At 45.1% G+C, this 24,236-nt stretch carries 13 protein-coding genes; 7 read left to right on the top strand and 6 right to left on the bottom strand.

Annotated features, from left to right (window positions below; all coding sequences use genetic code 11):
• Positions 1–106: 106 nt before the first annotated feature.
• The 6 genes from ACTQ16_RS11255 (at position 107) to ACTQ16_RS11230 (ending at position 14,834) form a co-directional block, all read left to right on the top strand.
• Positions 107–2,680, top strand: a complete 2,574-nt coding sequence (locus tag ACTQ16_RS11255) for a glycoside hydrolase family 88 protein (RefSeq protein WP_441937466.1) — start codon at positions 107–109, stop codon at positions 2,678–2,680.
• Between the two features lie 972 nt (positions 2,681–3,652).
• Positions 3,653–6,961 (top strand): SusC/RagA family TonB-linked outer membrane protein, encoded by a 3,309-nt coding sequence (locus ACTQ16_RS11250; RefSeq protein ID WP_294969965.1) that lies wholly within the window; start codon positions 3,653–3,655, stop codon positions 6,959–6,961.
• A gap of 104 nt (positions 6,962–7,065) precedes the next feature.
• Positions 7,066–9,039: a RagB/SusD family nutrient uptake outer membrane protein gene (locus tag ACTQ16_RS11245; RefSeq protein ID WP_294969968.1), complete on the top strand. Its 1,974-nt coding sequence runs from the start codon at positions 7,066–7,068 to the stop codon at positions 9,037–9,039.
• Positions 9,040–9,079: 40 nt separating this feature from the next.
• Positions 9,080–10,804, top strand: coding sequence for a hypothetical protein (locus ACTQ16_RS11240; RefSeq protein WP_441937464.1), 1,725 nt, complete (start codon positions 9,080–9,082; stop codon positions 10,802–10,804).
• Positions 10,805–10,991: 187 nt separating this feature from the next.
• Positions 10,992–13,022 carry a glycoside hydrolase family 28 protein gene (locus ACTQ16_RS11235; protein ID WP_441937462.1) on the top strand — a complete coding sequence of 677 codons (2,031 nt, stop codon included), beginning with the start codon at positions 10,992–10,994 and terminating at the stop codon, positions 13,020–13,022.
• 21 nt (positions 13,023–13,043) lie between these two features.
• Positions 13,044–14,834, top strand: a complete 1,791-nt coding sequence (locus ACTQ16_RS11230; RefSeq protein WP_441937460.1) for a glycoside hydrolase family 43 protein — start codon at positions 13,044–13,046, stop codon at positions 14,832–14,834.
• Between the two features lie 61 nt (positions 14,835–14,895).
• Here the strand turns inward: ACTQ16_RS11230 and ACTQ16_RS11225 are convergent, their stop codons facing one another.
• From ACTQ16_RS11225 to ACTQ16_RS11215, 3 genes are read right to left on the bottom strand one after another with little or no spacing between them, the layout of a single operon-like run.
• The gene (locus ACTQ16_RS11225) at positions 14,896–16,311 is read right to left on the bottom strand and encodes a glycoside hydrolase family 57 protein (RefSeq protein ID WP_441937458.1); all 1,416 of its coding nucleotides are present in this window, start codon (positions 16,309–16,311) and stop codon (positions 14,896–14,898) included.
• Positions 16,312–16,369: 58 nt separating this feature from the next.
• Positions 16,370–17,638 (bottom strand): glycosyltransferase family 4 protein, encoded by a 1,269-nt coding sequence (locus tag ACTQ16_RS11220; RefSeq protein WP_294969990.1) that lies wholly within the window; start codon positions 17,636–17,638, stop codon positions 16,370–16,372.
• Positions 17,639–17,655: 17 nt separating this feature from the next.
• Positions 17,656–19,599, bottom strand: coding sequence for a glycogen debranching enzyme N-terminal domain-containing protein (locus ACTQ16_RS11215; RefSeq protein ID WP_294969993.1), 1,944 nt, complete (start codon positions 19,597–19,599; stop codon positions 17,656–17,658).
• 225 nt (positions 19,600–19,824) lie between these two features.
• On the opposite strand from ACTQ16_RS11215, the gene ACTQ16_RS11210 reads away from it, so the two are divergent.
• Positions 19,825–20,529, top strand: a complete 705-nt coding sequence (locus ACTQ16_RS11210; RefSeq protein WP_441937457.1) for a Crp/Fnr family transcriptional regulator — start codon at positions 19,825–19,827, stop codon at positions 20,527–20,529.
• Between the two features lie 92 nt (positions 20,530–20,621).
• Here the strand turns inward: ACTQ16_RS11210 and ACTQ16_RS11205 are convergent, their stop codons facing one another.
• The 3 genes from ACTQ16_RS11205 to gap all read right to left on the bottom strand — a co-directional run bounded on the left by ACTQ16_RS11205 (position 20,622) and on the right by gap (position 23,876).
• Positions 20,622–21,545 (bottom strand): diacylglycerol kinase family protein, encoded by a 924-nt coding sequence (locus ACTQ16_RS11205; protein WP_295345803.1) that lies wholly within the window; start codon positions 21,543–21,545, stop codon positions 20,622–20,624.
• 126 nt (positions 21,546–21,671) lie between these two features.
• The gene (gene miaA / locus ACTQ16_RS11200) at positions 21,672–22,640 is read right to left on the bottom strand and encodes a tRNA (adenosine(37)-N6)-dimethylallyltransferase MiaA (RefSeq protein WP_441937456.1); all 969 of its coding nucleotides are present in this window, start codon (positions 22,638–22,640) and stop codon (positions 21,672–21,674) included.
• Positions 22,641–22,844: 204 nt separating this feature from the next.
• Positions 22,845–23,876, bottom strand: a complete 1,032-nt coding sequence (gap, locus tag ACTQ16_RS11195; protein ID WP_118152030.1) for a type I glyceraldehyde-3-phosphate dehydrogenase — start codon at positions 23,874–23,876, stop codon at positions 22,845–22,847.
• Between the last annotated feature and the right edge of the window lie 360 nt (positions 23,877–24,236).

Raw genomic sequence — 24,236 nt, 5'->3', positions numbered from 1 at the left:
ACACTTTTTTAACATACAGAACACTCGTTTATATAAATAAATTATGTATCTTTGCAAGGTGATATAAACTACTTTACACAGTATTAATTTAATCTAAAAGCAAACAATGATCAAATTACTGAAATCTTTGTTGGTGGCTTTACTCGTTCCTGTCTGTTCCTATGCAGCTGGATGGGACGATGAAGAATACAAGCGTATTGAGCAGAGCATCCAACAGCCAAAATTGAGTGAAAAAGTTTACGCCATTACATCGTATGGCGCTAAGACAACGGCTTCTGCTGCACAGAACCAGAAGGCAATCAACCGTGCCATCTCACTTGCATCCAAGAAAGGCGGCAAGGTGGTGATTCCTGCTGGAACATGGAACACTGGAGCCATCGAATTGAAATCGGGAGTCAATCTCGTTATCAAAGAGGGTGCTACACTCCGCTTTGCCTTCGAGCCAAAGCTCTATCCATTGGTTCGCACTTCTTGGGAAGGCTTGGCTTGCTGGAACTACTCTCCATGCATCTATGCTTACCAGGCTAAAGACATCGCCATTACAGGTAAAGGTACCATCGATGGTGGCGGCAACAACGACACATGGTGGCAGTGGAACGGAAATCCACGCTTCGGATTCAAGGCTGGAGTAACCACCGAAAGCCAGAAGTTGGGTTCACGCTCCAAACTGCTGAAGCAGGCTGAAGACGGCGTGGCCTTTGATGAAAGAAAGTTCGGTATGGGTCAGGGGCTCCGTCCTCAGCTCATCAACTTCGTTCGAAGCGAGCGCATCCTCATCAAGGATGTCAAGATGATCAACTCTCCTTTCTGGGTTATCCACCCTCTCCTCTGCAAGAACATTACCGTAGATGGGGTTTACATCTGGAACGAAGGTCCTAACGGTGACGGCTGCGACCCTGAGGCATGCGAGAATGTTCTCATCCAGAACTGTATCTTCCATACTGGTGATGACTGCATCGCCATCAAGAGCGGTCGCAACAATGACGGTCGTCTCTGGAACCAGCCTTCCAAGAACATCATCATCCGCAACTGCAAGATGGAAGATGGTCACGGAGGTGTGGTTATCGGCTCTGAGATTTCCGGCGGATGCGAGAATGTCTACGCTGAAGACTGCGAGATGGACTCTCCGCATCTGGACCGTATCCTCCGCATCAAGACCAATAATTGCCGTGGCGGACTGATTCAGAACATCAACATGCGCCGTATCAAGGTAGGTCAGTGTGGCGAAGCTGTAGTAAAAATCAACCTCGATTACGAGTCTAAGGAAGTTTGCTACCGTGGTTTCGAACCAACCGTTCGCAATGTGAATGTAGAAGACGTTACCTGCCAGAAGAGCAACTATGGTGTTCTCATCATTGGCCGTGACGCTATAGAGAATGTTTACGACATCAACATCAAGAACTGTAAGTTCGACGGTGTACAGAAGCAGCCAGTCAAGATTACAGGCAAGACCCGCAACGTGAAGTTCGACAACCTCTACATCAACGGTTCTCTTGTTCTCAACGCAGGAGAGCAGCCATACAAGAACTATTCAGAGTGGCTTACCCACAGCGAGATGAAGCGCGTTCCTCATTCTTATCTCCTTGATTTCAGCAAGAAACCAAAGTGGAGTTATGTAATGGGCATCGAAATGGAAGGTATGCTCGATACTTACGAAGCATACAAGGAAGGCAATGAGTCTATCCTCGAATATCTGAAGGAATATCCTAAGACCATGATTGATGAAAAGGGTAATATTACCGGCTACAAGTATGAGGATTTCAACCTCGACAATGTTCGAACAGCCAAGTTTATCCTCCGTATGCACAACATTGCTCCTACCAAGGGCACTGAGAAAGCTTTGAAGACTCTCTTCAAACAGCTTGTCAACCAGCCTCGGACCAAGGAAGGCGTTTACTGGCACAAGGCTATCTACGCCAACCAGGTTTGGCTCGACGGTATCTTCATGGGCTTGCCTTTCTACTGCAACTATGCCGTACAGACCATGAAGCCCAAGAAGGCAGAGAAGTATCTGAACGATGCGGTAGACCAGATGATCAAGACCGACCTCCGCACCTACGACGAGAAGACCCAGCTCTGGAAGCATGCCTGGGATGAGACTCACGAGCAGTTCTGGGCAGACAAGGAGAACGGTAAGAGCCAGCATACCTGGGCTAGAGCCTTGGGATGGTATGTTATGGCAATGACCGAATGTCTCGATGCAATGCCTGAGAATTACGCTCGCCGCGATGAGGTTATCAAGCTCTTGAACAAGGCGATGGCTAGCGTAGTGAAATACCAGGATAAGGCTACAGGCGTATGGTATGACGTGATGGACGTCAAGGATCCTCGCAACTATCTGGAGAGTACAGCTTCAAGCATGTTTGCCTATGTATTGCTCAAGGGTTACCGCAAGGGATACCTCTCAGAGAAATACCGTGATGCCGGTGTAAAGGCTTACAACGGAATCCTGAACCAGTTCATCAAGGTGAACCCAGACAAGACCATCAGTCTTACCAAGTGCTGTTCAGTAAGTGGTCTCGGCCCTGGTCCTGGTCCGTACGTCAAGAAGCCAAACTTCAAGCGCGATGGCAGCTTCAACTACTACATGAGCGAGCCTATCCGCGACAACGATGCCAAGGGCGTTGGTCCTTTCATCTGGGCTAGCCTGGAAATGGAACAGCAGGGATTGAACAAATAAAAGCTTTGTATATTGTCCGAAAGGAAGAACGAAAAAAAATAACGCCCGTGTTACAGTAAACGAATACTGAACACGGGCGATTCATAAGTCTAGAAAACAGTTAGCGCACAACAGTTGACTACCACATGCACATCACCTGTTGTGCAAGCGCATATCAGCTGATATGCAAGCGCACAACAGCTGTTGTGCGGCCGAAGAAGCTGATTAACTCAAAAACTTATACTGTCTTTTCCAATAATATTTCAGTAATATATCAACAACAAGATAGTGCGTCAAGAATTTATGGCACACTCTCTTTTCCGTTTCGTAACAACTCAGTGTAAGCCTTCGGCTAACCCCGTATTGTGAGACATAAAAGTTTTCTAGCATCCAGAGTTGAGAAGACTGGATAGATAATTCAGGGAGCGGTGGATAGAAAGCTACATTCAAAAACACCCTTCACCTCTCATGCCCCCAGTGTTTATCGGGGTTACCGGCGAAAAGGTGAAAGGTGAAGGGTAAAATTGAGAATAAGGTTTTTCACGTGCAAAACCACGCTTCCAGCAGCCGAAAAGCATATTCCGAATGGCGATGGAAGGCCTACCGAAATTTTTCTCCCGACGCATTATTTTGTGCCCGGCAATGGCAAAAAGTTGCCCCAGTAGAGGGCAATATTGTGCCATAGTTAGGCAATAAGTGGAAAGAGCCTCTTTCAGAAGTTAATGAAGTTATGCACATAGGGGTTCTGAGCAGTTACCTTTAGGGGAAGGTATGTTAAAAACAATCTTTAAGCAAACGTTTACGTATTATTTTCACGTGAATCTTGAACGTAATTCATTTTTTTTACCTATATTTGCAGGCGGAAAAACAGACTGTGCATAAAATAGCGCTATAAATGCGTAATTTTTGCACAGGGCTTTTTGTCTACTTAAACGTATAAATCGAGAGTAAGAAAACAAATTTTTATAATAGTATAATCTAACCTATAAGTGTATGTCTGGTAATTATAACAGAAAGAAGATTGCGCTTGCAGGTGCGCTCATGTTCATGGTAACAAGCGTCTCTGCGCAAACGGTAAAAGGAGTTGTTACTGACAATACGGGCGAGCCAATCATAGGCGCATCTGTCATGGAGGTAGGTGTAGCTGGCAATGGTGGCGTGACCGACATTGACGGTAACTTCACAGTAAACTTGAAAGGCAGCAGTAAGAAACTGAAGATTTCATACATCGGTATGAAAGCAAAGGAAATTAATGTTGCAGGTAAAACAACCATTTCAGTAAAGCTCGAGGACGAAGCTAACTCCCTCAACGATGTCGTTGTCATCGGTTACGGTACAGTTAAAAAGAAGGATCTGACAGGTGCCGTTGCTACTGTAAAGGGTGAAGACCTGACCAAGGTTCCTGTTACAAATGCAGCAGAAGCTTTGACAGGTAAGTTGCCTGGTGTGCAGATTACAACTACCGACGGTTCACCTGATGCAGAAATGATCATCAAGGTGCGTGGTGGTGGTTCTATCACTGGCGACAACTCTCCTCTCTACATCATAGACGGATTCCCAGTATCCAGCATCGGTGACATTGCTCCTTCTGACATTGAGGACATTACCGTATTGAAGGATGCTGCTTCAACAGCTATCTATGGTTCTCAGGGTGCAAATGGTGTAATCCTAGTTACTACCAAGGGCGCTAAGTCTGGTAAGACAGTTGTTTCTTACAATGGCTACGTTCAGGGCAAGAGCATCGCCAAGACTCTTGACACCATGACTCCTTATCAGTACGTTATGTACAACTATGAACGTGCTGCTCTCCGCGGTACATCTGATATCAGTAGCTTCGAAAAGCGTTTCGGTTCTTTCGGAGACCTCGACTTGTATCAGTATCAGCAGGGGCATGACTGGCAGAACGAGATGTTCGGCAATCACGATCTCTCACAGTCTCACAACGTAAGTGTTAGCGGTGGTTCTGAAAAGACTAAGTTCAACCTCAGCGGTACTTACACCAACGACAACAGTTTGATGAAGACCAACGGTTACGACCGTTTCAATGTAAACTTCAAGTTGAATCATGAGATTTGCAAGAACTTGAAGCTCGACTTCGGTATGCGTCTGGCTGATGTTACAACCAAGGGTGTTGGTACAGGTGGTGGTACTTATAAGATCCGTTCTTATGAGGCTATTACCAAGGGTCCTGTTAATGGTCTCTACGATCAGCTTGACATCGATCCTTCAACTCTTCCAGACGATGAGTATGATGAGTACATCTCTATTACCCGCAGTTTGCAGGATAAGGTAAATGACTACTGGAGAAGAAAGAATGAACGCCGTTACAACTATAATGGTGCCATTACATGGAAGTTCCTCAAGAACTTTACATATCGTGCAGAGGCTGGTTACGACTACACCTTCTTCCAGCAGAAAGATTATTATGCTGCTTTGAGTGACAAGGCTGTAAAGGATGGCGGTAGCCTTCCTATGGGTGAATGGACCAAGAAAGATACCTGGAAGCTCCGTCTGACCCATACCTTGACTTACAACAAGACATTTAACAAGGTACACAATCTGAACGCCATGATTGGCCAGGAGTATGTAGCAACAAACAATGAGAGCCTCAGCGTTATCGCTAAATACTTCCAGAAGGATATTGCTCCAGAGAAGATGTTTGCAAGTCTTGCATCAAACTCAGGTGCAACAGGTTCCCGTACCATCAACTCTTCATTGGGTCAGGAAGATCGTACTCTTTCTTTCTTCGGTCGTTTGAACTACTCTTATGCAGACCGCTATTTGCTGACATTCACTATGCGTGCCGATGGTTCTTCTAAGTTCGTGAAGGACAACCGTTGGGGCTACTTCCCTGCTGCCGCATTGGGTTGGCGTATCGCAGAGGAGCCTTGGATGATAAATACAAAGGACTGGTTGTCTAACCTGAAACTCCGTTTCTCTTACGGTACAGCAGGTAACAACCGTATCAGCTCTTCCATGTATGAGACAACTTACAAGGCTTATGGTAGTGGAAAATATTATGGTGCAGGTAACCAGCAGAACCCTCACTATACATTGAACAATTCTCAGTTGGCTAACCCAGAATTGAAGTGGGAAACCACCATTACACGTAACGTTGGTTTGGACTTTGGTTTCTTCGATGAGCGTATCTCAGGTAGCTTGGATTACTACTGGAACACCACAAAGGACCTGCTCCTCGATGCTCCTGTAACAGCAATCGGCTATACTTCTATGCAGCAGAACATCGGTCAGACATCTAACCGTGGTGTTGAGTTGAACTTGAATGCAGCTATCCTCCGCAAGAAGGATTACTCTTTGAACTTCAACTTCAACGTTGGTTTCAATAAGAACAAGGTTGACAAGTTGGCTGGTGGTCAGACTTACCAGTCTTACAACTCTGGTGCCTTCTCTACCGACATGCGCGGTTACGACGACTACCGAGTTGTTGTAGGTCAGCCTCTCGGATTGGTATATGGTTTCGTTTGCGACGGTTTCTACACTGTTGATGACTTCCAGACCACAACCGATGAGAACGGCAAGACTCAGTTCGTATTTGACAAGAGCGGTAACTATATCCTGAAGGAAGATGTAGTAGATGGTTCATTCATTACTGCAGGTTCTAAGGCAGGTCTCCGTCCAGGTGCAATGAAGGTAAGAGACCTTGATGGTGACAAGAAGATTTCAGAGTCAGACCGCACCATCATCGGTAAAACCCAGCCTAAGTTCCAGGGTGGTTTCGGCCTCAACGCCACATACAAGTGGTTTGACCTGACTGCCAACTTCAACTTCGTAGTAGGTAATGACGTTTACAACCTCGACAAGATGGTTACATCACAGTCATACCGTAATACATACGCAAGTCTCCGTCAGGAAATGACTCCTGTAACTTTGGGCGGTAAGGCATGGACTTACATGGATCAGGCTACAGGTGAAATCGTAACAGATTACGAGACATTGAAGAATATGAATGCAAATGCTTCTATTTGGAGCGCAGCAACTTTGTCAGATAACAACCCTGTACCTTCATCATGGGCTGTTGAGGATGGTTCATTTCTTCGTTTGCAGAACTTGACAGTAGGTTTCACATTCCCTAAGGAGTGGACCAAGAAGTTCGCTTGCAACTCACTGCGCATGTACTGCACATTGACAAACTTGTTCTGCTTGACCAACTACTCAGGTTATGACCCAGAGGTTAACTCATCAATCCGTGGCAGCAAGACCAGCGGTTTGACTCCAGGTGCCGACTTCTCATCATATCCTAAGTCATTCTCTTGGACAGCAGGTGTAAACATTTCATTCTAATAGAAAACAAGATACAAATTATGAAACGTATATTTCTATATATATCAATGTTCATTGCAGGAGCAAGTTTTAACTCTTGTAGTGACTTATTGGACACAGAGACTTTGTCTACAGACAATTTGAACTACCTGTGTTCAAACGCAACTGATGCCCGCAAGATGGTAGACCATGTATATGCCTACTTCTGCGAGGATACTTATACATCACGTATGAGCACCAACTGGATGCAGAATACCGACGTAGAGATCGGTTTCGTCAAGAAGGCTCAAGCTTCTGAGACTACCCGTCGTGGTATCTGGGCACTGAACCCATCATACTTCGGTGATATCAAGAACTGCTGGAACAACACCCAGAAAGCCATTGATTTCGCCAACCAGTGTATCGAAGGTATTGAGGCAAGCGATGCTTACAAGAACGGAGATGCTGACATGAAGCAGCTTCATGGTGAGGCTATCTGTCTTCGTGCATACTGGTATTTCCTGATGTGTAACTTCTGGGGTGACGTGCCATTTGCTACAACTCCTACATCTAAGGACGATATGCATAATGATCCACGTACAGACAAGAACATCATCTATACTCACTTGATTCAGGACCTCATCAACAATGAGGGTGAGATGCAGTGGAGCAGCAAAGCTACAGTAGAGCGTATGAACCGTGAGTTCGCTCTCGGTTTCATTACCAAGTTGGCTATGTTCCGTGCAGGTTACTCTATGCAGGCTAATGGTACAATGGCCCGCAGCACAGGTACAGGCGATGAATATACTGTACATTATGTAGATGAGAATGGTAACGAGGCTACAGCTACTTCTGCAGACGATTACTACAAGGTTGCTAAGGCTTATGCCAAGAAGTTGATTTCCTTGAAGGACCGTCAGCTCAACAACAACTTCAAGCAGATTTTTGATAATGAAATCAACGGCTGCAACCCAGCTAATGGTGATGTATTGTTCGAGATGGGTTATGTTCCAAACTCAGGTGGTGACATCGGTTGGTGTCTTGGCTTGAGCGTAGTTTCAAGTTCTAAGGGTGCTGGTACTACTTATACCAACCTGACTCCAAGCTATGCATGCTCATTCAATGCACAAGACCAGCGTCTGAAGGCTACATGTGCTAACTACCGTTGGTTGTACGACAACAAGCAGGCAGCAGTGGATGGCGTCAACATCCAGCCAGCTAAATGGTGCCGCATGGATTTGAGTGTCAACAACGTTGAATCTAAGGGTACTGGTATCAACTTCCCTATCCTGCGATATGCTGACGTATTGTTACTCCTCGCTGAAGCTGATAACGAAATCAACAATGGTCCTACTGCTGAAGCAAAGGAGATGTTGAAGCGAGTTCGTAACCGTGCCTTTGCAAATGCAACCAACAAGAACGAGATGGTGAATGAATATGTTGATAATCTCAACGATCACGACTCTTTCAAGAAAGCTATCATCAACGAACGTGCTTGGGAGTTTGGTGGCGAGTGCATCCGCAAGTTCGACCTCGTTCGTTGGAACTACTACTCAGATGCCATCGTTAATACTCTGGAGTGGGTTCGTGACGTAACTATGAACTATAACCAGCTCCGTCTGGAGGGTGGTGAATTCGTCTACGACAAGACTAAAGAAATTGTTGATATGGGCATCGCACCACGCCTCTACTACAACTATGTAAATGGCGAGATTCAGTTCGAGAACAACTATTTCACTTATCGTGATAATAGTGCAAGCCCATACAAAGAGGCAACAACACTTGCAGATGATGACATCAAGACCGCGGGAGCTTCTTTCGATGGTTTGAAATATATCAAGTTCTTGGATACATACATGTCTGTCAGTGATACTGATCCAACAACAAACACAAAGTATGGAACCGACGCAGATGGCAACACAATCAAGAAGGGTGTCATGAATGAGGCTTTCTTATACTCATGGTTTGGTTTGACAGACGGAGTTGTGACAACAGGTGCAGAAGACATGGAGCCTCTCCGCAAAAAGGTAACTCCATATATCTTGCCTATCCCTAAGGACAACATTGCTTCTTCAAACGGTGTATTGTCTAACGAAGGTTATGCTATTCGCAACAAGTAAATCGGGTTATGTAGTCCATAACAAATAAAAGTAAGTAATTATGAAATACAATAAATATATATTGTCTATGCTTTTCGCTGCTACAGTTAGTACCACAATGGTAAGCTGTAGCGACGATGACAACTTGGGCGATGCACCTCGTTTGTTCCGTCCAATTGCAAGCGCAACTGTCAACTCAAATACCTTGAAGGTAGAATGGGATAAGATTCAAGGTGCCACCAGTTATGAGTTGGAATTGGGTCTTGTGACATCTACAGATGAGGATGGCACAAATCACCTGAAAGTAATCAAGAAAGCCACAACAGAGGATGATACCTATACTTTCGATGACTTAGGATGGGACGAGAAGTATGGTGTAAGAATCAAGTGTATTGGCAACAACAAGGAATCTGAGTATTATGAGGTAAAGGCTCAGAGCATCAACTACCCAACAAAGGTTTCTGGTGCCAAGGCTATTGATAACGCTGCTCGTGTATCCTGGGCTGAAGGTGGCCAGAAAATCAAGTATGTAATGGCTTGCCCTGCTGAAGAAGCAGAAAACCATGATACAATCTCTGTTAAAGTTAGCGATGCCGAATATGCTCAGGGATATGTAGATGTTTATGGCTTGCAGCCAGAAACATCATACACATTCAAGACATACGACAGTTCTTCTGACTTCAATAATACTACCTATGCAGGTAAAACAACAGCTACAACCAAGGCTAGCGTCAACTTCGACGAGAAGTATGGAGAAGGCATGTGGTTGGATACCCGCAACTGGGATGCTAAGGAAGCTAAGGATACATTGAAGACTGCAGAATTCTGGAATATGGTTAAGGACGGTATGACTATCATCCTCCGTGGTGAACAGGAATACAAGATCAACAACTCTATCAGTCTCGACCGCAATATCACCTTCATTACCGGTATGACATTGGGTGGCAACGCTCAGTTCACCTTCTCTGGTGGTATGAACGTCAAGAAGGGTGTTAATATCGATAAGGTGAAGTTCGAAAGCATCGATATGATTAGCGATAAGCAAGCTGATAAGGATGCATTCCTCGCTGGTAAAGATAAGGGCTTCGGTGGCCGTCAGGTTATCAATGTCAGCGGTACTGGTTCTACCATCAGTGAACTCATCTTCAACGATTGCTACATCCGCGGTTTCCGTGGTGTAGTAAGAGGTCAGAAGAACAACGACAACTTCCTGAACGTTACCTTCAAGGGTTGTACAATTGATGGTGTCGGTGATCAGGGTGTTGTAACTATCGCAGATAAGGGTGGAGATTTCCGCAACGTAACATTCGATGATTGTACTATTACAAACATTATTATGCTTTGCGACTTACGTAAGACTGCCCAGGCTCCTACTGTAAATGTAAACAACTGTACATTCTGCTATGCTCCAATGGAGACTACAGCAAATGCTAACACACCATTGTTCCGTTTTGCTACAAATGCAGCAAACTTGAACATCACCAACAGCATCTTTGGTCCTTCTATGGCTACAGACGGAAGTGCAGGAGCAAAACTTCAGCTTTACACACCAGGCGCTAAGGGAAGTGTTCTTCTGAATGGTGCAAGCACAGTGCTTTCTGTTGCAGGTTCATACAAGACTAACTTTGCTTACACACCAATAGGTGCAGACGCTGTTACATATGGTATTGAAGGTCTTATCGACTTCAAGGGGTCTGAGACTGAACTTTGGACTGCTCCAGCAAATGGTGAATTCAAGTTCAACGCAAGTCTTGACAGTGAAGCAGGTGCTTCTAAGTGGAAGTAATCCTACTATCAATTATATTAAAGTGCAATGCCCGGTGCGGGTATTGCACTTTTTTGTTTCCAATCATGATTCATAAAGATAAGGCTGATGAATTGCGTAATCGTTTTCGTGTTTTTTATACACAGATAGTATAAGTTATTGAAAGAAAAGTAGTAACTTTGCCAAAAAGAAATTAAGCCTAAAAAATATGAATAGAAAAATGATCAAAACCATCGTGCTCGCAGCACTCATGGCTGTGCCTTTCTTTGCTAAGGCACAAACTTTTGCCGGCATCACTGCTGAGCAGAACGCACAGAACACCCCTGTGGGTTGGACTGCAGTCAACTTGCCTCAGTTGCCTGCTATCACTTCGGCAAATACGTTTAACATCAAGGATTATGGCGCCTCTACATCTGCTGCAGATAATACCAAGGCTATCCAGAAAGCTCTTGATGCAGTTCCTTCAACTGGCGGTATGGTCGTAATACCTGCGGGTACCTGGATGTTTGGAAGTAAAGACCAGATGACAAGCACTACTGAGGTGCTCAGCATCAAGTCAAAGACTGTACTCCACCTTTGCGCTGGAGCCACCTTGAAGCTCGTGGAATATGGCAAGGCGCCTAACAACAAAACGATCTTTATCGGTTGCAAGAACAGAAACCAAAGCGACATTGTCATAGAGGGTGAAAATGAGACTTCCATCATTGATGGACAGGGAACCCGCTGGTGGAAGGCTCGCGACAATAAGGAGACATTCAATCCCGGAGCCATGATCCGCTTCGAGAAAGGCAGCCGATTCCTGATTCGCAATCTCAAGGTTCAGAATACTCCGGGTGTCAACATCACCTTGAGTAACAGCAATGGTGCAAACAATGGCACCATACATGATGTAACCATCTATAACCCTTCTTCTGAAACCAAGACAGAGCAGCCTTCTCATAACACAGACGGTATCTCCATCTGGGGTCATCACATGAACATCTATAACTGCAACATCAGTACAGGTGATGATAACGTGGTTTGCGACAATGATGCACAGTACATCCATGTCTGGAACTGCAAGTTCGGTACAGGACATGGTGCTTCTATCGGTAGCTACACCAAGAACATCAAGCATGTATGGTTCGACAACATCACCATGAATGGTACAACTGCCGGTATCCGCATGAAAACGGGTATCAACAGTGACGGTACGCTTCGTGGCGGTGGCGAGGAGGACTGGAAGTTCACCAACTTCACCATGACCAAGGTGAAGAACCCATTCTCAATCGACTGCTACTACGACAAGAACTACAACAGCGATCCTGCCGTAGATAAGGCAAATGCAAGAGTTTTGGATAGCACATCCCCAACATACAATGGTATCCTGCTTCAGAACGTGAAGACAACAGATGTTTGCGATGGCAAAGCCATCTTCCTGATTGGCCGTCCTGAGAGTCATATCAAGAATGTAACACTCGACAATGTGCAGATTTCGGCAAAGACAGGTATCGATATCCGTTTCGTAGATAATCTCGTATTCAAGAACAACTCTAAAATTACATGCCAGTCTGGCAAACTCTGGATTCGCCAGTTCGATTCTACAGTAGACGACCAGTGTGATGCTACAGGGACAGGTACAAATCCAAATCCCACTCCAAACCCAGGTGAGACAACAGAAATAAGCTATATTCTGGATGCATCAACCAGCACTTCTTCAACCGCAGATCCATCACCATGGACGTTCAATAACGGTTGCAGCATAGAGAGCAGCAAAGGTTACGCTACAGCTAAAAACAATACCATCAAGTACAGCAAGGGCGTACAGTTTACCATCAACCTGCCCGAGAATATTACCATTACATCGGCTACATTTGCAGGATATGCCAATGAAAACAACAAGACCTGCTATCTCGGCGAACTGAACGGAACAACCTTTGCCAGCGATAAATATGTGTTCCCTAGCCGTACAACCCAAACGGATACGAGCACAATGTTTGATATTACTCTAGACACTCCAGCTACAGGCGCTCTTACCTTCACACCACAAGATGCACAAGCCGCTTGGGTTATCACTCTGAAAGGTGTAAAGGTAACTAGTTCCGGTATCAACAATGTTGTTTTAACCGCCAAGGTAAACAATAACAACATTTACGACCTCAGCGGTCGCATGGTAAAGCTCAATGCCAAGACAGAAGACCTGCAAGGTCTCAAAAAAGGTATCTATATCTACAACAACAAGAAATACGTAGCTAAATAATTCATTTAAACATCGGTAACAATGAAAATAAAATATCATTCACTCCTGTGCATTCTCGCCACCATCGCATTGAGTTCTCCGCTCTCTGCACTGAGCGTGAATGCCCAGAAAGCAGTATCCAAGACATGGAATCCGAACCTGAAGAACGGAATGTATCGCAACCCGGTAATTGACGCCGACTACTCAGACCCTGACGTATGCCGTGTGGGCAATGACTACTATATGACTTCCTCTTCTTTCCAGTGTTTCCCTGGCTTGCAGATTCTGCACAGCACCGACCTGGTAAACTGGGAGATTATCGGTGCGGCACTGCTCGACGACTATCCTGTATTGCCAGAGTATCAGGGCACAGACTTGGATTGGCGCAAGAAGGTTCAGCATGGTAACTACGTATGGGCACCATCCATCCGCTACCATGACGGATGGTTCTATATCTACTGCGGTGATCCAGACCAGGGACTCTTCATGACCAAGACACAAGATCCACGCGGTCCTTGGGAGCCTATCACCTGGGTGATGAAGGGAAAAGGTCTTATCGACTGCTGCCCTCTCTGGGATGAAGACGGCAAGGCTTATCTTTCACATGGATGCGCCGGTTCCAGAGCCGGTATCAAGTCGGTGTTATTCGTAGCTCCAATGTCACCAGACGGCACCAAGGTTATCGGTCCTTCACGCATCGTATATGACGGCCATGAAGACCAACCTACCATTGAGGGCACCAAATTCTACAAGCGCAACGGCTATTATTACATCATGAGCCCTGCGGGCGGAGTGAAGTATGGCTGGCAGGTAGAACTGCGTTCCAAGAATCCATACGGTCCTTACGAGGAGTATGTTGGTATGGCTCAGGGAAAGAACAAGAAGGTGAACGGCCCTCACCAAGGTGCTTGGGTAGATACACAGAACGGTGAAGACTGGTTCCTCCACTTCCAGGATAAGCATGCCTATGGTCGTGTGGTTCATCTGCAGCCTGCCAAATGGGTAAACGACTGGCTGGTTATCGGAGACGACAAGGACGGTGACGGATGCGGAGATCCAGTTCAGCAATGGAAGAAGCCCAACTTGCCATCAAGCGGAAACTTCCAGCCTAAGGAATCGGATGATTTCAACAGCATAGACCTCGGTCTGCAATGGCAGTGGAACGGTCCTTACAGCCACTACTGGTATTTCTGCGATGCCAAGAAATCAAAGTTGCGTCTATATGGTGTTGAGCAGATTGAAGACGCCAAAAATCTTTACGACCTTCCTAATCTCCTGCTCCAGAAGGTTCCTACCGAGAACTTTACAGCCACAGCCAAGGTAAAGTTCATTCCTAACCGCACCGAGGCTTACAAGGAGAAAGATAAGGTGTTGGGCGAAAGCGCAGGTATGATTATGCAGGGAATGGATTATGCAGCCCTCAAGTTTGTAGACACCAAGGAAGAAGGTGTTGTATTGCAATATGTGTCTTGTGAAAAAGCTGACAAAGGAAAGGAAGAGAAGGTGGTAAAGCAGGTAGCCATCAAGACCAGCAAGCTGCCTAAACCTTACACCGTGAAGTATGCGATAGATGATATACCTTCATCCCGCATCGCTACTCTGGATGTATGGCTCCGTGTAAAGGTTCACAGCGAGGGAATCGCTAACCAGATTCAAGGCATTGCCGAATGGAGCTACAGTCTGGATGGTAAGAAGTTTACCAAGATTGGCAATCCATTCACTATGCGCGAAGGCAAATGGATTGGAGCCAAGCTAGGTTTCTTCAATACCCGCACAGCCAAGAAGAACGATGCCGCCTTCTTAGACATCGACTGGATACATTTCGAAAAATAGCCACAATAAAGCCCAGAGGATAATCCCCTGGGCTTTTCTTATTTTAAATAGAATAATGTTTTTATTCTGGCTTAGCTTCGTCCTTCTTGGCAGCTGTTTTCTTAGCAGCAGCTGGCTTTTTGGCAGCAGGAGCCTTCTTGGCTGCAGCAGGCTTGTCGCCACGAAGTTTTACCACTTCCTTCTCAATCTTCTCAATCTTAGCCTGAAGACGTGTAATTTCCTTGTCTCTCATCTCAATCTCCTCGTCCTGGTTGGTGATGGTAGTGAGAAGACTCTCGAGCTGCTCATTATCCACCTCAGCAGGATAAAGGTTGTTGACGCGAGTGATGAAGTCACCAAGAATGTTCATATAGTTGGTGAAAGCATCAAAAGGACTAGAGTAAAAACCGCGGTCCAGACCTACGTTACTTGGCTTGGTAGTCATGAAACGGAAGTTGTTGCTAGCCTGGAGATAATCCCAGTCCTGATTGATACGAGGATCGTTGGCTATGCGAACACGGTCGGCTACGCTATAGAGCTTGTTGAAAGCCTCACGCTGCATTGGGTTACCGAGCCATGAGCTGACATCACGTTCCTCGTCTACCCAACTCAATGTATCAGGAACGTTGATTTCGCCTACAGACTTCATCTTCTGGAAAATCTCGGTAGGAGTAGAGAAGGTAATACCACGGTCCTTAGCACACTGTGGAAGCGCCTTCAGGAACTCGAGAATATTGCTAGACAAAGGCTGGGCAATACCCAAAGCAGAAAGCTCCATGAAGATATTGATAACCTGCTCCTCTTCCGGGAAAGCAGCAATCTGATTCATGTAGTTGTCTGCAAAGAGAGGATAACCTTCCCAATCACTGTTACTGAAACGCAGAGAAATGTCATCGCTCAGACGAACATCGCGAAGCAAAAGCTTCAACTTTGGGTTCATGGCACAATGATAAACATAGTGTGGAGACTTCCAACCCAATACGTGCTTAGCACCCTCGGTCAACATACCCATGAAGCCCATATCAGCTACCTGAGCACCAATCTCGTCACTATAGATGAGAGAAGAGTTGCGGAGTACGGTAGGCTCCTTGCCGAAACATTCCTTGATCTTAGTGCACTGGCGCTTCACCTCATCCTTGAAGCTAGCCTCATTAACCAATGAAGCAAGACCGTGAGAATAAGGCTCTGCGAGGAATTCCACGCAGCCAGTGCTGTTCAACTCCTGCAGTTTCTCCATCACCTGAGGAGCGTGGAGTTCCAACTGCTCCATACCCACACCAGAGAGTGAGAAAGCCACCTTGAAAGATTTACCATTCTTCTCAATCATCTCCTGAATGGCATTCAAGGCTGGCATATATGAACGCTCAGCGATATCGTTGATGCTACGATCATTCTCATAATCATCATAGTAGTAATGATCGGTACCGATATCGAAGAAGCGGTAGCGTTTCAGATGGGTAATCTGATGTATCTCGAAATATAAACAAATTGTTTTCATACTTTGAACTTTAAATTTTGAACTTTGAACTTTATGATTAGCCCTTTAACATTAAAAATTACTTCCACCCCAAAGTCTTGAGATAGAGGTCTTTGATGCGGGCTCCCACTTTCTCCCAGGTAATCTGGTCAACTTCCTTCTTGCCTTCCTCAGAGAGATAGTCGAACAGACTCTCGTTGTGGCAGATGCTGTAGATGGCATCGGCAAGGGCATGAATATCCCAGTAGTCAACCTTGATACAGTTGGTAAGGATTTCTCCACAACCACTCTGCTTAGAGATGATAGTAGGTGTGCCACACTGCATCGCCTCCAGAGGAGAGATACCGAAAGGCTCACTCACTGATGGCATGACATAGACATCACTATCCTTGAGACATTCGTATACCTGCTTGCCACGCATAAAGCCTGGGAAGTGGAAACGGTCGGCAATGCCGCGTTCTGCTGCCAGATAAATCATCTGGTCCATCATATCACCCGAACCTGCCATGCAGAAACGCACGTTGCGGGTACGGTGCAATACCATATTGGCTGCCTCTACGAAATACTCAGGACCCTTCTGCATGGTGAGACGGCCCAGGAAGGTTACCACCTTCTCCTTACCCTTATGGTTAGGACGTGGAATGTCTTGCCACTCCTGCTTCAATGGATAAACGGCATTGTGCATGGCGAAGCACTTGCGTGGATCCTGGTGATACTGATGAATAACTGTCTGACGAGTCAACTCAGATACACACATGATACAGTCGGCATTGTCCATACCGTCTTTCTCGATAGAATATACGGTAGGGTTCACCTTACCACGGCTGCGGTCGAAATCGGTAGCATGTACGTGAATGCACAATGGCTTTCCACTCACTCGCTTGGCATGAATACCAGCAGGGAATGTCAACCAGTCGTGGGCGTGGATAATATCAAATTCTTCGCTACGGGCAACAACTCCGGCAATGATACTGTAGTTGTTGATCTCGTCGTGGAGATTAGATGGATAACCACCGGCAAAGTCCATACAGCCGAGGTCATTCACGTTCATATAATTAAAGTCAGCATAGATGTGGTCACGGTAGCGGAAATAGTCATCAGGATCCATAATGTTGCCTACGCGCTGCTGTACATAGTCGTGATTTACATCACGCCAAGCAATAGGCACACTGTTCATAGCCACAAATTTACATGCACTGCGGTCCTCATCACCGAAAGGATGAGGCAGACACAATGTAATATCGACATCACCCTGGGCATGCAAGCCCTGAGAGATACCAAAGTTGGCAGTAGCCAAGCCACCAAATACGTGAGGAGGATACTCCCATCCAAACATTAATACTTTCATATAGCGTCCTCCTTATATTAATATTGATACTTTTCTAGTAATTCGAGCGCACGGAGAATCTCTGCCACATTCATGGCGAAAGATGTGGCGCCTCGACCTGCAAATGGTGGGTTGCCATCGAAGAGCTCACTGATAGTACCGAGACAATGATAAGACATCTCGTCTTCGAAACCTACCATCTGACGCTCAACGAAACTCAAGCGTGTACGCTTATAGAGTTTCAGACTCGCCTCCATATAGAAGCCGCAAAGCCATGGCCATGCTGTACCCTGATGGTAAGCATGGTCGCGCTGGGTCTGAGGTCCTACATAGATAGGATTATAGCCACCGCTCTTTGGAGAAAGAGAACGCAATCCCTTAGGAGTCAGGAGTTCACGGGTACAGATATCAAGTACCTTCTTCTTCTGGTCCTGAGACAATGGTGAATAGTCGAAGGCTACTGGGAATATCATGTTTGGACGAACACTCCAATCCATCATGTTACCATCTACATAATCGTAAAGATAGCCATATTCATTGAGGAATGTATCTACAAACGACTTCTTGGTAATCTCTGCCTGAGCCAGCAATTCCTGCTGGTCAGCCTCCTCACCTACTGCCCCTGCCAAAGAAGCACAGAAGCACAATGCATTGTACCACAGAGCATTAAACTCAACAATATATCCGGTACGAGGAACCACAGGACGTCCATTGGCGGTAGAATTCATCCAGGTAACAGCCTTGTCTCTTCCATTGGTATAGAGCAAGCCGTTCTCCTTCAATTCCAGGTTAGGATGCTTGTTGTCCTGGATGAAACGAATCACGTCCTTGATAAACTGGCCATACTTCTTATGGCACTCTTCCTTAGAGGTTTCCTTGGCATACTGCTGCAAAGCCCAGACTGCCCAAAGTGGCACGTCAGGCTGCTCTATCTCAGTAATATGAGCTGTAAGAGGCTTGCCCTCCATAAACTCATAGTATCCGCGCATGGCAGTCTTCATGACCAATTCAAAGTAATCGTTCTCCTCAATAGAGAGCGTAAGACCAGGAAGAGAAATGAACGTATCACGGGCACGGCACTTGAACCATGGATAACCGGCAAGGATATAGCGGTCATCATTCTTCTCACGACGATGGAACTGATGAGCAGCATTGACCAGACAATGGAAGAAGTTGTCGCGAGGCGAACGCTCGTCAACCTCTGTGTCAAAAAGTTTCTTCAAGCTACTGGTCTTGATTTCAGAAGTAGCTGCAGAAAAGACGATAGTCTCGCCCTTCTTGATACCCATTTCGAAATATCCTGGAACATAGAGGTCTTCATTAGAAGCATAACCTCTCTCCTGCTCCTTTGGATATTCTACTCCACGATACCAGTCTGGGCAGAATTTAAACTCGTTCTTCTTAGAGAACTGCATATAAAGGTCAGGATAACCAGCATACATGCAAGTCTTGATTCCGTTGTCTATAGCAGAATAGTCACGAGAAGCTGTTGAATTCTCATGAGTAAACTGGCGAACGCTACGGAAAGCCAAGAATGGACGGAAACGAAGTGTGGTGGCAGAATGTCCGTCTACCAAAGTATAACGAATCAGAATACGATTCTCATAATGCTGGAAAACGACCTCTTTCTTGAGGATAACACCACCTACGCGATAAAGTGTAGTAGGCACCTTATCGCAATCAAATTCACGAATGTACTTATGGCCGAGCGGACTAAAATTATTGCCTTGGTACTTGTGCAAGCCGAGATTGAATTCAGCGCCATGCTGAATCACCGTAACATCGAGCGAACTTAAGAGCACATGATTCTCATCGTCCAGTTCTGGAACCGGAACGACAAGCAATCCGTGATACTTTCGCGTATTACAGTCTACAATCGTTGAGCACGAATAAGCACCCGAGCGGTTTGTTCTTAACAACTCCTTTGGCAATGACTCTTGTAAGTTAGTCATTAGGGCCTTTTCGAATTTTAGATAACTCATAGATCTATATTAAGGTTTATAAATTATTGACTTTAATCTATTTTGCATTCAAAGGTAAGAAAAAATAATGGTATAGCAAAGGAAAAAGCGCGACTTTTTCTTAAAATCTTCATTTTATATGTTATAGAACATATTTTTTGCTTATTTTTTTCATTTATGTGGATTTTTTTATGTACTTTTGCACACGGTTTTAAACCAATATAAACAAAACGAACAAGAAGGATAATGGCAAAACATAAGATTTGGAATATAGATAGTGCAGCCAAGGAAGTGGCAAACTTGTGGGGCGGCATCAAGGGTGAACAGCTCGCGATGATGAAAACGTATATACAAGTCACCAAATACAAGAAGGGTGAAATCATATATGAAAATGGTACTATTCCCAAAGAAGCCATGTATCTGCTTGCAGGAAAGGTGAAGATTTACAAGGATGGAATCAACGGAAAAAGCCAGATAATCCGCGTTATCAAACCTAGTGAATTTCTGGGATTCCGTGCCTATTTTGCCAATGAAGCCTACAGAACTGCAGCAATGGCTTTAGACAACTGCGTAGTGGCTCATTTTCCTATGAAGGTTCTCATGAAGATGCTGCAGAGCAGTTACAACATCGGCTTTTATTTTATCAAATACCTGAGTATTGAAATCGGTAAATCAGACGACCGCACTGTCAATCTCACCCAAAAGCACATCCGTGCCCGCCTTGCCGACGCTCTTCTTTTCCTATTGGATTCTTATGGACTGGCTAAAGACGGTTGCACCCTGGATTGTAGTCTGAGCCGTGAAGATTTAGCCAACATTGCCAATATGACGACAAGTAACTGTATTCGCACCCTATCCTCCTTCGTGACGGAAGGCCTTATCAGTACGAACGTAAGAAAAATAAAGATCCTGAATGAGGAAGAACTGAAGAATATTGCAGAAAGGGGATAAAAAACACAATACGCCTTGAAAGGGCAAAAGCATCAATGAAAGCCTTTGTACTTTCAAAGCGTATACAGTTAAATTTTATTCACGACCTCCTACTACGCAGGAATCAGGAAATTGACAACTTCCTGAATAACGGTAATCTGGTAAGGTCCTACCGGCGTATTCATCAATCTGCCATCAATACCAACCAGGGCATTGGATGAAACCTCCACTTCTCTGGTACGGTAAGGATGCACACTCTTATGATTCAGGAACTTACCTTTCACAAAGAGGTAAATACCCTCAAAGAGTTGGGTCATCTGCGGATGATAAACCACAGAAACATCCAGCAAACCATTGTATGGCACAGCATTAGGAGTTTGTCCGTAACCCGTTGCATTACCGACGCACATGGTCATTACCCTGCGCTTGATGACATCTGAATTGATTTTAATATGCATCTTATAATCCAGACGCTGGAAGATCATCAGGATGAAAGAACACAGGAACGACAGCGTACGGGAGCCAAACATGTGATGAGTTTTCCTTCTCAGGTTCATGATGGCAGCAATCAATCCTATATTGATGCAGTTGAGGAAATAACGTCTGCATTTCTCCCCTTTCTTATTCGTATAACGGATACATCCAAGGTCTATCTTTCTGATTCTTCTTGCTTTAAGAGATGCCACCGTTTTTTCAATATCGCTGTCGCTGAATCCCCAGAAATGGGCGAAATCATTCATCAATCCATTAGGAATCACACCCAGCGCCACCTGTTCACGCTCCTCAGTATTCATCTGCATCAAGCAATTGACGGCATCATTGAGCGCAGAATCTCCGCCCACAACAACTATTGTCTTATAGCCATTGTTGACAAACATCTTAATCAGTCGCTCTACGCTTTTCTGATTTTCACTCTGCACAAAGTCATAATCTACATTTTGTGCCTTGAGTACCTTTTCTATTTTTTCCCAGCGCTTATTGCTTCTCCAGCCGCCTCGAGGGCAGTAAAGCAATCCCCATTTATTCTCGTTTATCATTGTCTCTTCTTTGTAATTTGAAAGTTGAATAATATTACCTCCACCTAGACACCGTCCTCAAAAGCCTAGACACCGTTGCATCCGATTCCATCGGATACCAGCCCGAGCCAGCTTTCAGGCTACACCTTAGCTCCTCATCAGCTCCAAAACAGCCTCCACCTTTTTCTCCATCGGCTGCAGGGCATCAATCCAATTGATGGTAAACCCTCTTCGCTCCATACCGCGGAACCAGGTCATCTGGCGCTTGGCAAACTGATGGATGGCTATCTCCAAACTTCTGAACATTTCATCATAGGTGGTTTTACCAATCACATATTCGGTGATAAACTTATATTCCAAACCATAATAGATGAGGTTTTCTGCTGGAATTCCCCTGTCAAGCAAACCTTTGATTTCATCTACCATTCCTTCCTGGAGTCTCTGCTTCAGCCTTCGGGTAATCTTTTCTCTACGGGCATCACGATTGATACTGACACCTATAATAAGCGAATCTACCGAAGGCAATTCCCGTTCCGGCATAGGATGCTCCAGATTATAGGTTTCTATTTCGATAGCTCGGATAGCCCTCTGTGCAGTATCCACATCTGTGCGATTGTGCATATTGGAACCCGTTTTAGCCTTCAACTCTTTCAGCATCACCGTTAGCTCATCCAGGCTCTTATCAGCCAGCCGGTCTCTCAACTCCTGATTCTGTGGTACAGGCGAAAGATGATATCCCTTGAGCACAGACTCAATATACAGTCCTGTTCCGCCGCACAAGATAGGCAGTACGTCCCGTTTCCGGATATCGAGATAGGCATCATAGAAATCTTGCTGATATTCAAAGAGGTTATACTTGGTTCCCGGTTCGCAGATATCTATCAAGTGATAAGGTATCAACTTGCCGTCCACGGTATAATCTTCCAGGTCTTTTCCCGTACCGATGTCCATGCCACGATACACCTGGCGACTATCGGCGCTGATAATCTCCGCCCCCTGGGTAGTTCCCCCCCACGACGCAGCATCCAAGCTGTTGATCTTGGAAGCAAGCGCTGCGGCAAGGCTCGTCTTTCCGCTCGCAGTAGGACCTAATATGGTAATCATCGTCTGTTTCATGCCGCAAAGATAAAGGAAATAATTGATAATACAAAATAAAACGAAAAGAAATTCTCACATCAAGACAATCTGAGCAATCATTTGTGAGTTTTTGAACAAAAAAGGAAGTATATAGACAGAAAAGAGAAGTATGTATATAGAAAAAGCCGCCCAGCATCAGAAATGCTGGGCGGCTATATTTCTTAATCGTTAAGAGGCAACGAATTAACCGTTGTGCTTCTTCATGATCTTGATCAACTCAACAACCTTGTGTGAGTAACCAATCTCGTTGTCATACCAAGAAACAACCTTAACGAAGTTGTCTGTCAAGTAAACACCTGCGTTAGCGTCGAAGATAGATGTCAAAGCGCAACCCAAGAAGTCAGAAGAAACAACAGCATCCTCTGTGTAACCGAGTACACCCTTCAACTCACCCTCAGAAGCAGCCTTCATTGCAGCGCAGATAGCCTCCTTAGAAGCAGCCTTCTTCAAGTTAACTGTCAAGTCAACAACAGATACGTCCAAAGTAGGAACACGCATAGAGATACCTGTCAACTTACCGTTCAACTCAGGGATAACCTTACCTACAGCCTTAGCAGCACCTGTAGAAGAAGGGATGATGTTGCCAGCAGCTGCACGGCCACCACGCCAGTCCTTCATAGATGGACCGTCAACAGTCTTCTGTGTAGCAGTTGTAGAGTGAACTGTTGTCATCAAACCTGTCTCGATACCGAAGTTATCGTTCAATACCTTAGCGATAGGAGCCAAGCAGTTTGTTGTACAAGAAGCGTTAGAAACGATCTTCTGACCATTGTACTTGTCAGTGTTAACACCGCAAACGAACATATCAGCCTGATTACCGTTAGCGTCAGCCTTAGAAGGAGCAGAAAGTACTACATACTTAGCACCAGCCTTCAAGTGCTTCTCAGCCTTGTCGTAAGCGAGGAAGAGACCTGTAGACTCAACTACGTACTCTGCACCAACCTCATCCCACTTCAAGTTCTCAGGATCACGCTCAGCAGTAACACGGATGTGGTTACCGTTTACGATCAACTCGCTCTTCTCAACGTCAGCCTCGATAGTACCGTCGAACTGACCGTGCATTGTATCATACTTCAACATGTAAGCCATGTAATCAACAGGGCACAAGTCATTGATAGCTACTACCTGTACTTCCTTTGCGTTCTCAGCCTCAACTGTAGAACGGAATACGAAACGACCGATACGGCCAAATCCGTTAATACCAATCTTAATCATTGTTCTAATATTTAAATTAAAAGTTTAAAAATTATATCTTTTAAGCTATCAAGCGAATCCGAAGGAGCTGATAACACCTTTTTTCATCCCTATCAAGCATTTTTTCTTCTTTTCGTGCGCAAAGTTACAAAAAAAATTCTAACTTTGCACACGAATAGAGTATTAAATAAGTTAAAAAAAGGCGATAGAACTCGAATATTACCTATTTTAAGCACTTTAAGATGCCATACTGACAACTCCATATAGCAAAATGCGATTATTAAAAGGAAGTAGAATATGACACCAGAAGATAAAGTGAAAGTTGCGTCTGAAACTTACACCTTATTATATTAAGGGGGAAAAGCTTCATCGTACACAGAA

Source organism: Prevotella sp. LCP21S3_D2, assembly GCF_052118345.1.
Taxonomy (GTDB): domain Bacteria; phylum Bacteroidota; class Bacteroidia; order Bacteroidales; family Bacteroidaceae; genus Prevotella.
Note: the sequence above shows the minus strand (reverse complement) of the source record. Positions and strands in the feature narration are given on the sequence as shown.

What these genes read in the sequence shown, in the direction of transcription:
- ACTQ16_RS11255 (WP_441937466.1), top strand. Translation starts at nt 107, where the DNA reads ATGATCAAATTACTGAAATCTTTGTTGGTGGCTTTACTCGTTCCTGTC.
- ACTQ16_RS11250 (WP_294969965.1), top strand. Translation starts at nt 3,653, where the DNA reads ATGTCTGGTAATTATAACAGAAAGAAGATTGCGCTTGCAGGTGCGCTC.
- ACTQ16_RS11240 (WP_441937464.1), top strand. Translation starts at nt 9,080, where the DNA reads ATGAAATACAATAAATATATATTGTCTATGCTTTTCGCTGCTACAGTT.
- ACTQ16_RS11235 (WP_441937462.1), top strand. Translation starts at nt 10,992, where the DNA reads ATGAATAGAAAAATGATCAAAACCATCGTGCTCGCAGCACTCATGGCT.
- ACTQ16_RS11230 (WP_441937460.1), top strand. Translation starts at nt 13,044, where the DNA reads ATGAAAATAAAATATCATTCACTCCTGTGCATTCTCGCCACCATCGCA.
- ACTQ16_RS11225 (WP_441937458.1), bottom strand. Translation starts at nt 16,311, where the DNA reads ATGAAAACAATTTGTTTATATTTCGAGATACATCAGATTACCCATCTG.
- ACTQ16_RS11220 (WP_294969990.1), bottom strand. Translation starts at nt 17,638, where the DNA reads ATGAAAGTATTAATGTTTGGATGGGAGTATCCTCCTCACGTATTTGGT.
- ACTQ16_RS11215 (WP_294969993.1), bottom strand. Translation starts at nt 19,599, where the DNA reads ATGAGTTATCTAAAATTCGAAAAGGCCCTAATGACTAACTTACAAGAG.
- ACTQ16_RS11210 (WP_441937457.1), top strand. Translation starts at nt 19,825, where the DNA reads ATGGCAAAACATAAGATTTGGAATATAGATAGTGCAGCCAAGGAAGTG.
- ACTQ16_RS11205 (WP_295345803.1), bottom strand. Translation starts at nt 21,545, where the DNA reads ATGATAAACGAGAATAAATGGGGATTGCTTTACTGCCCTCGAGGCGGC.
- miaA (WP_441937456.1), bottom strand. Translation starts at nt 22,640, where the DNA reads ATGAAACAGACGATGATTACCATATTAGGTCCTACTGCGAGCGGAAAG.
- gap (WP_118152030.1), bottom strand. Translation starts at nt 23,876, where the DNA reads ATGATTAAGATTGGTATTAACGGATTTGGCCGTATCGGTCGTTTCGTA.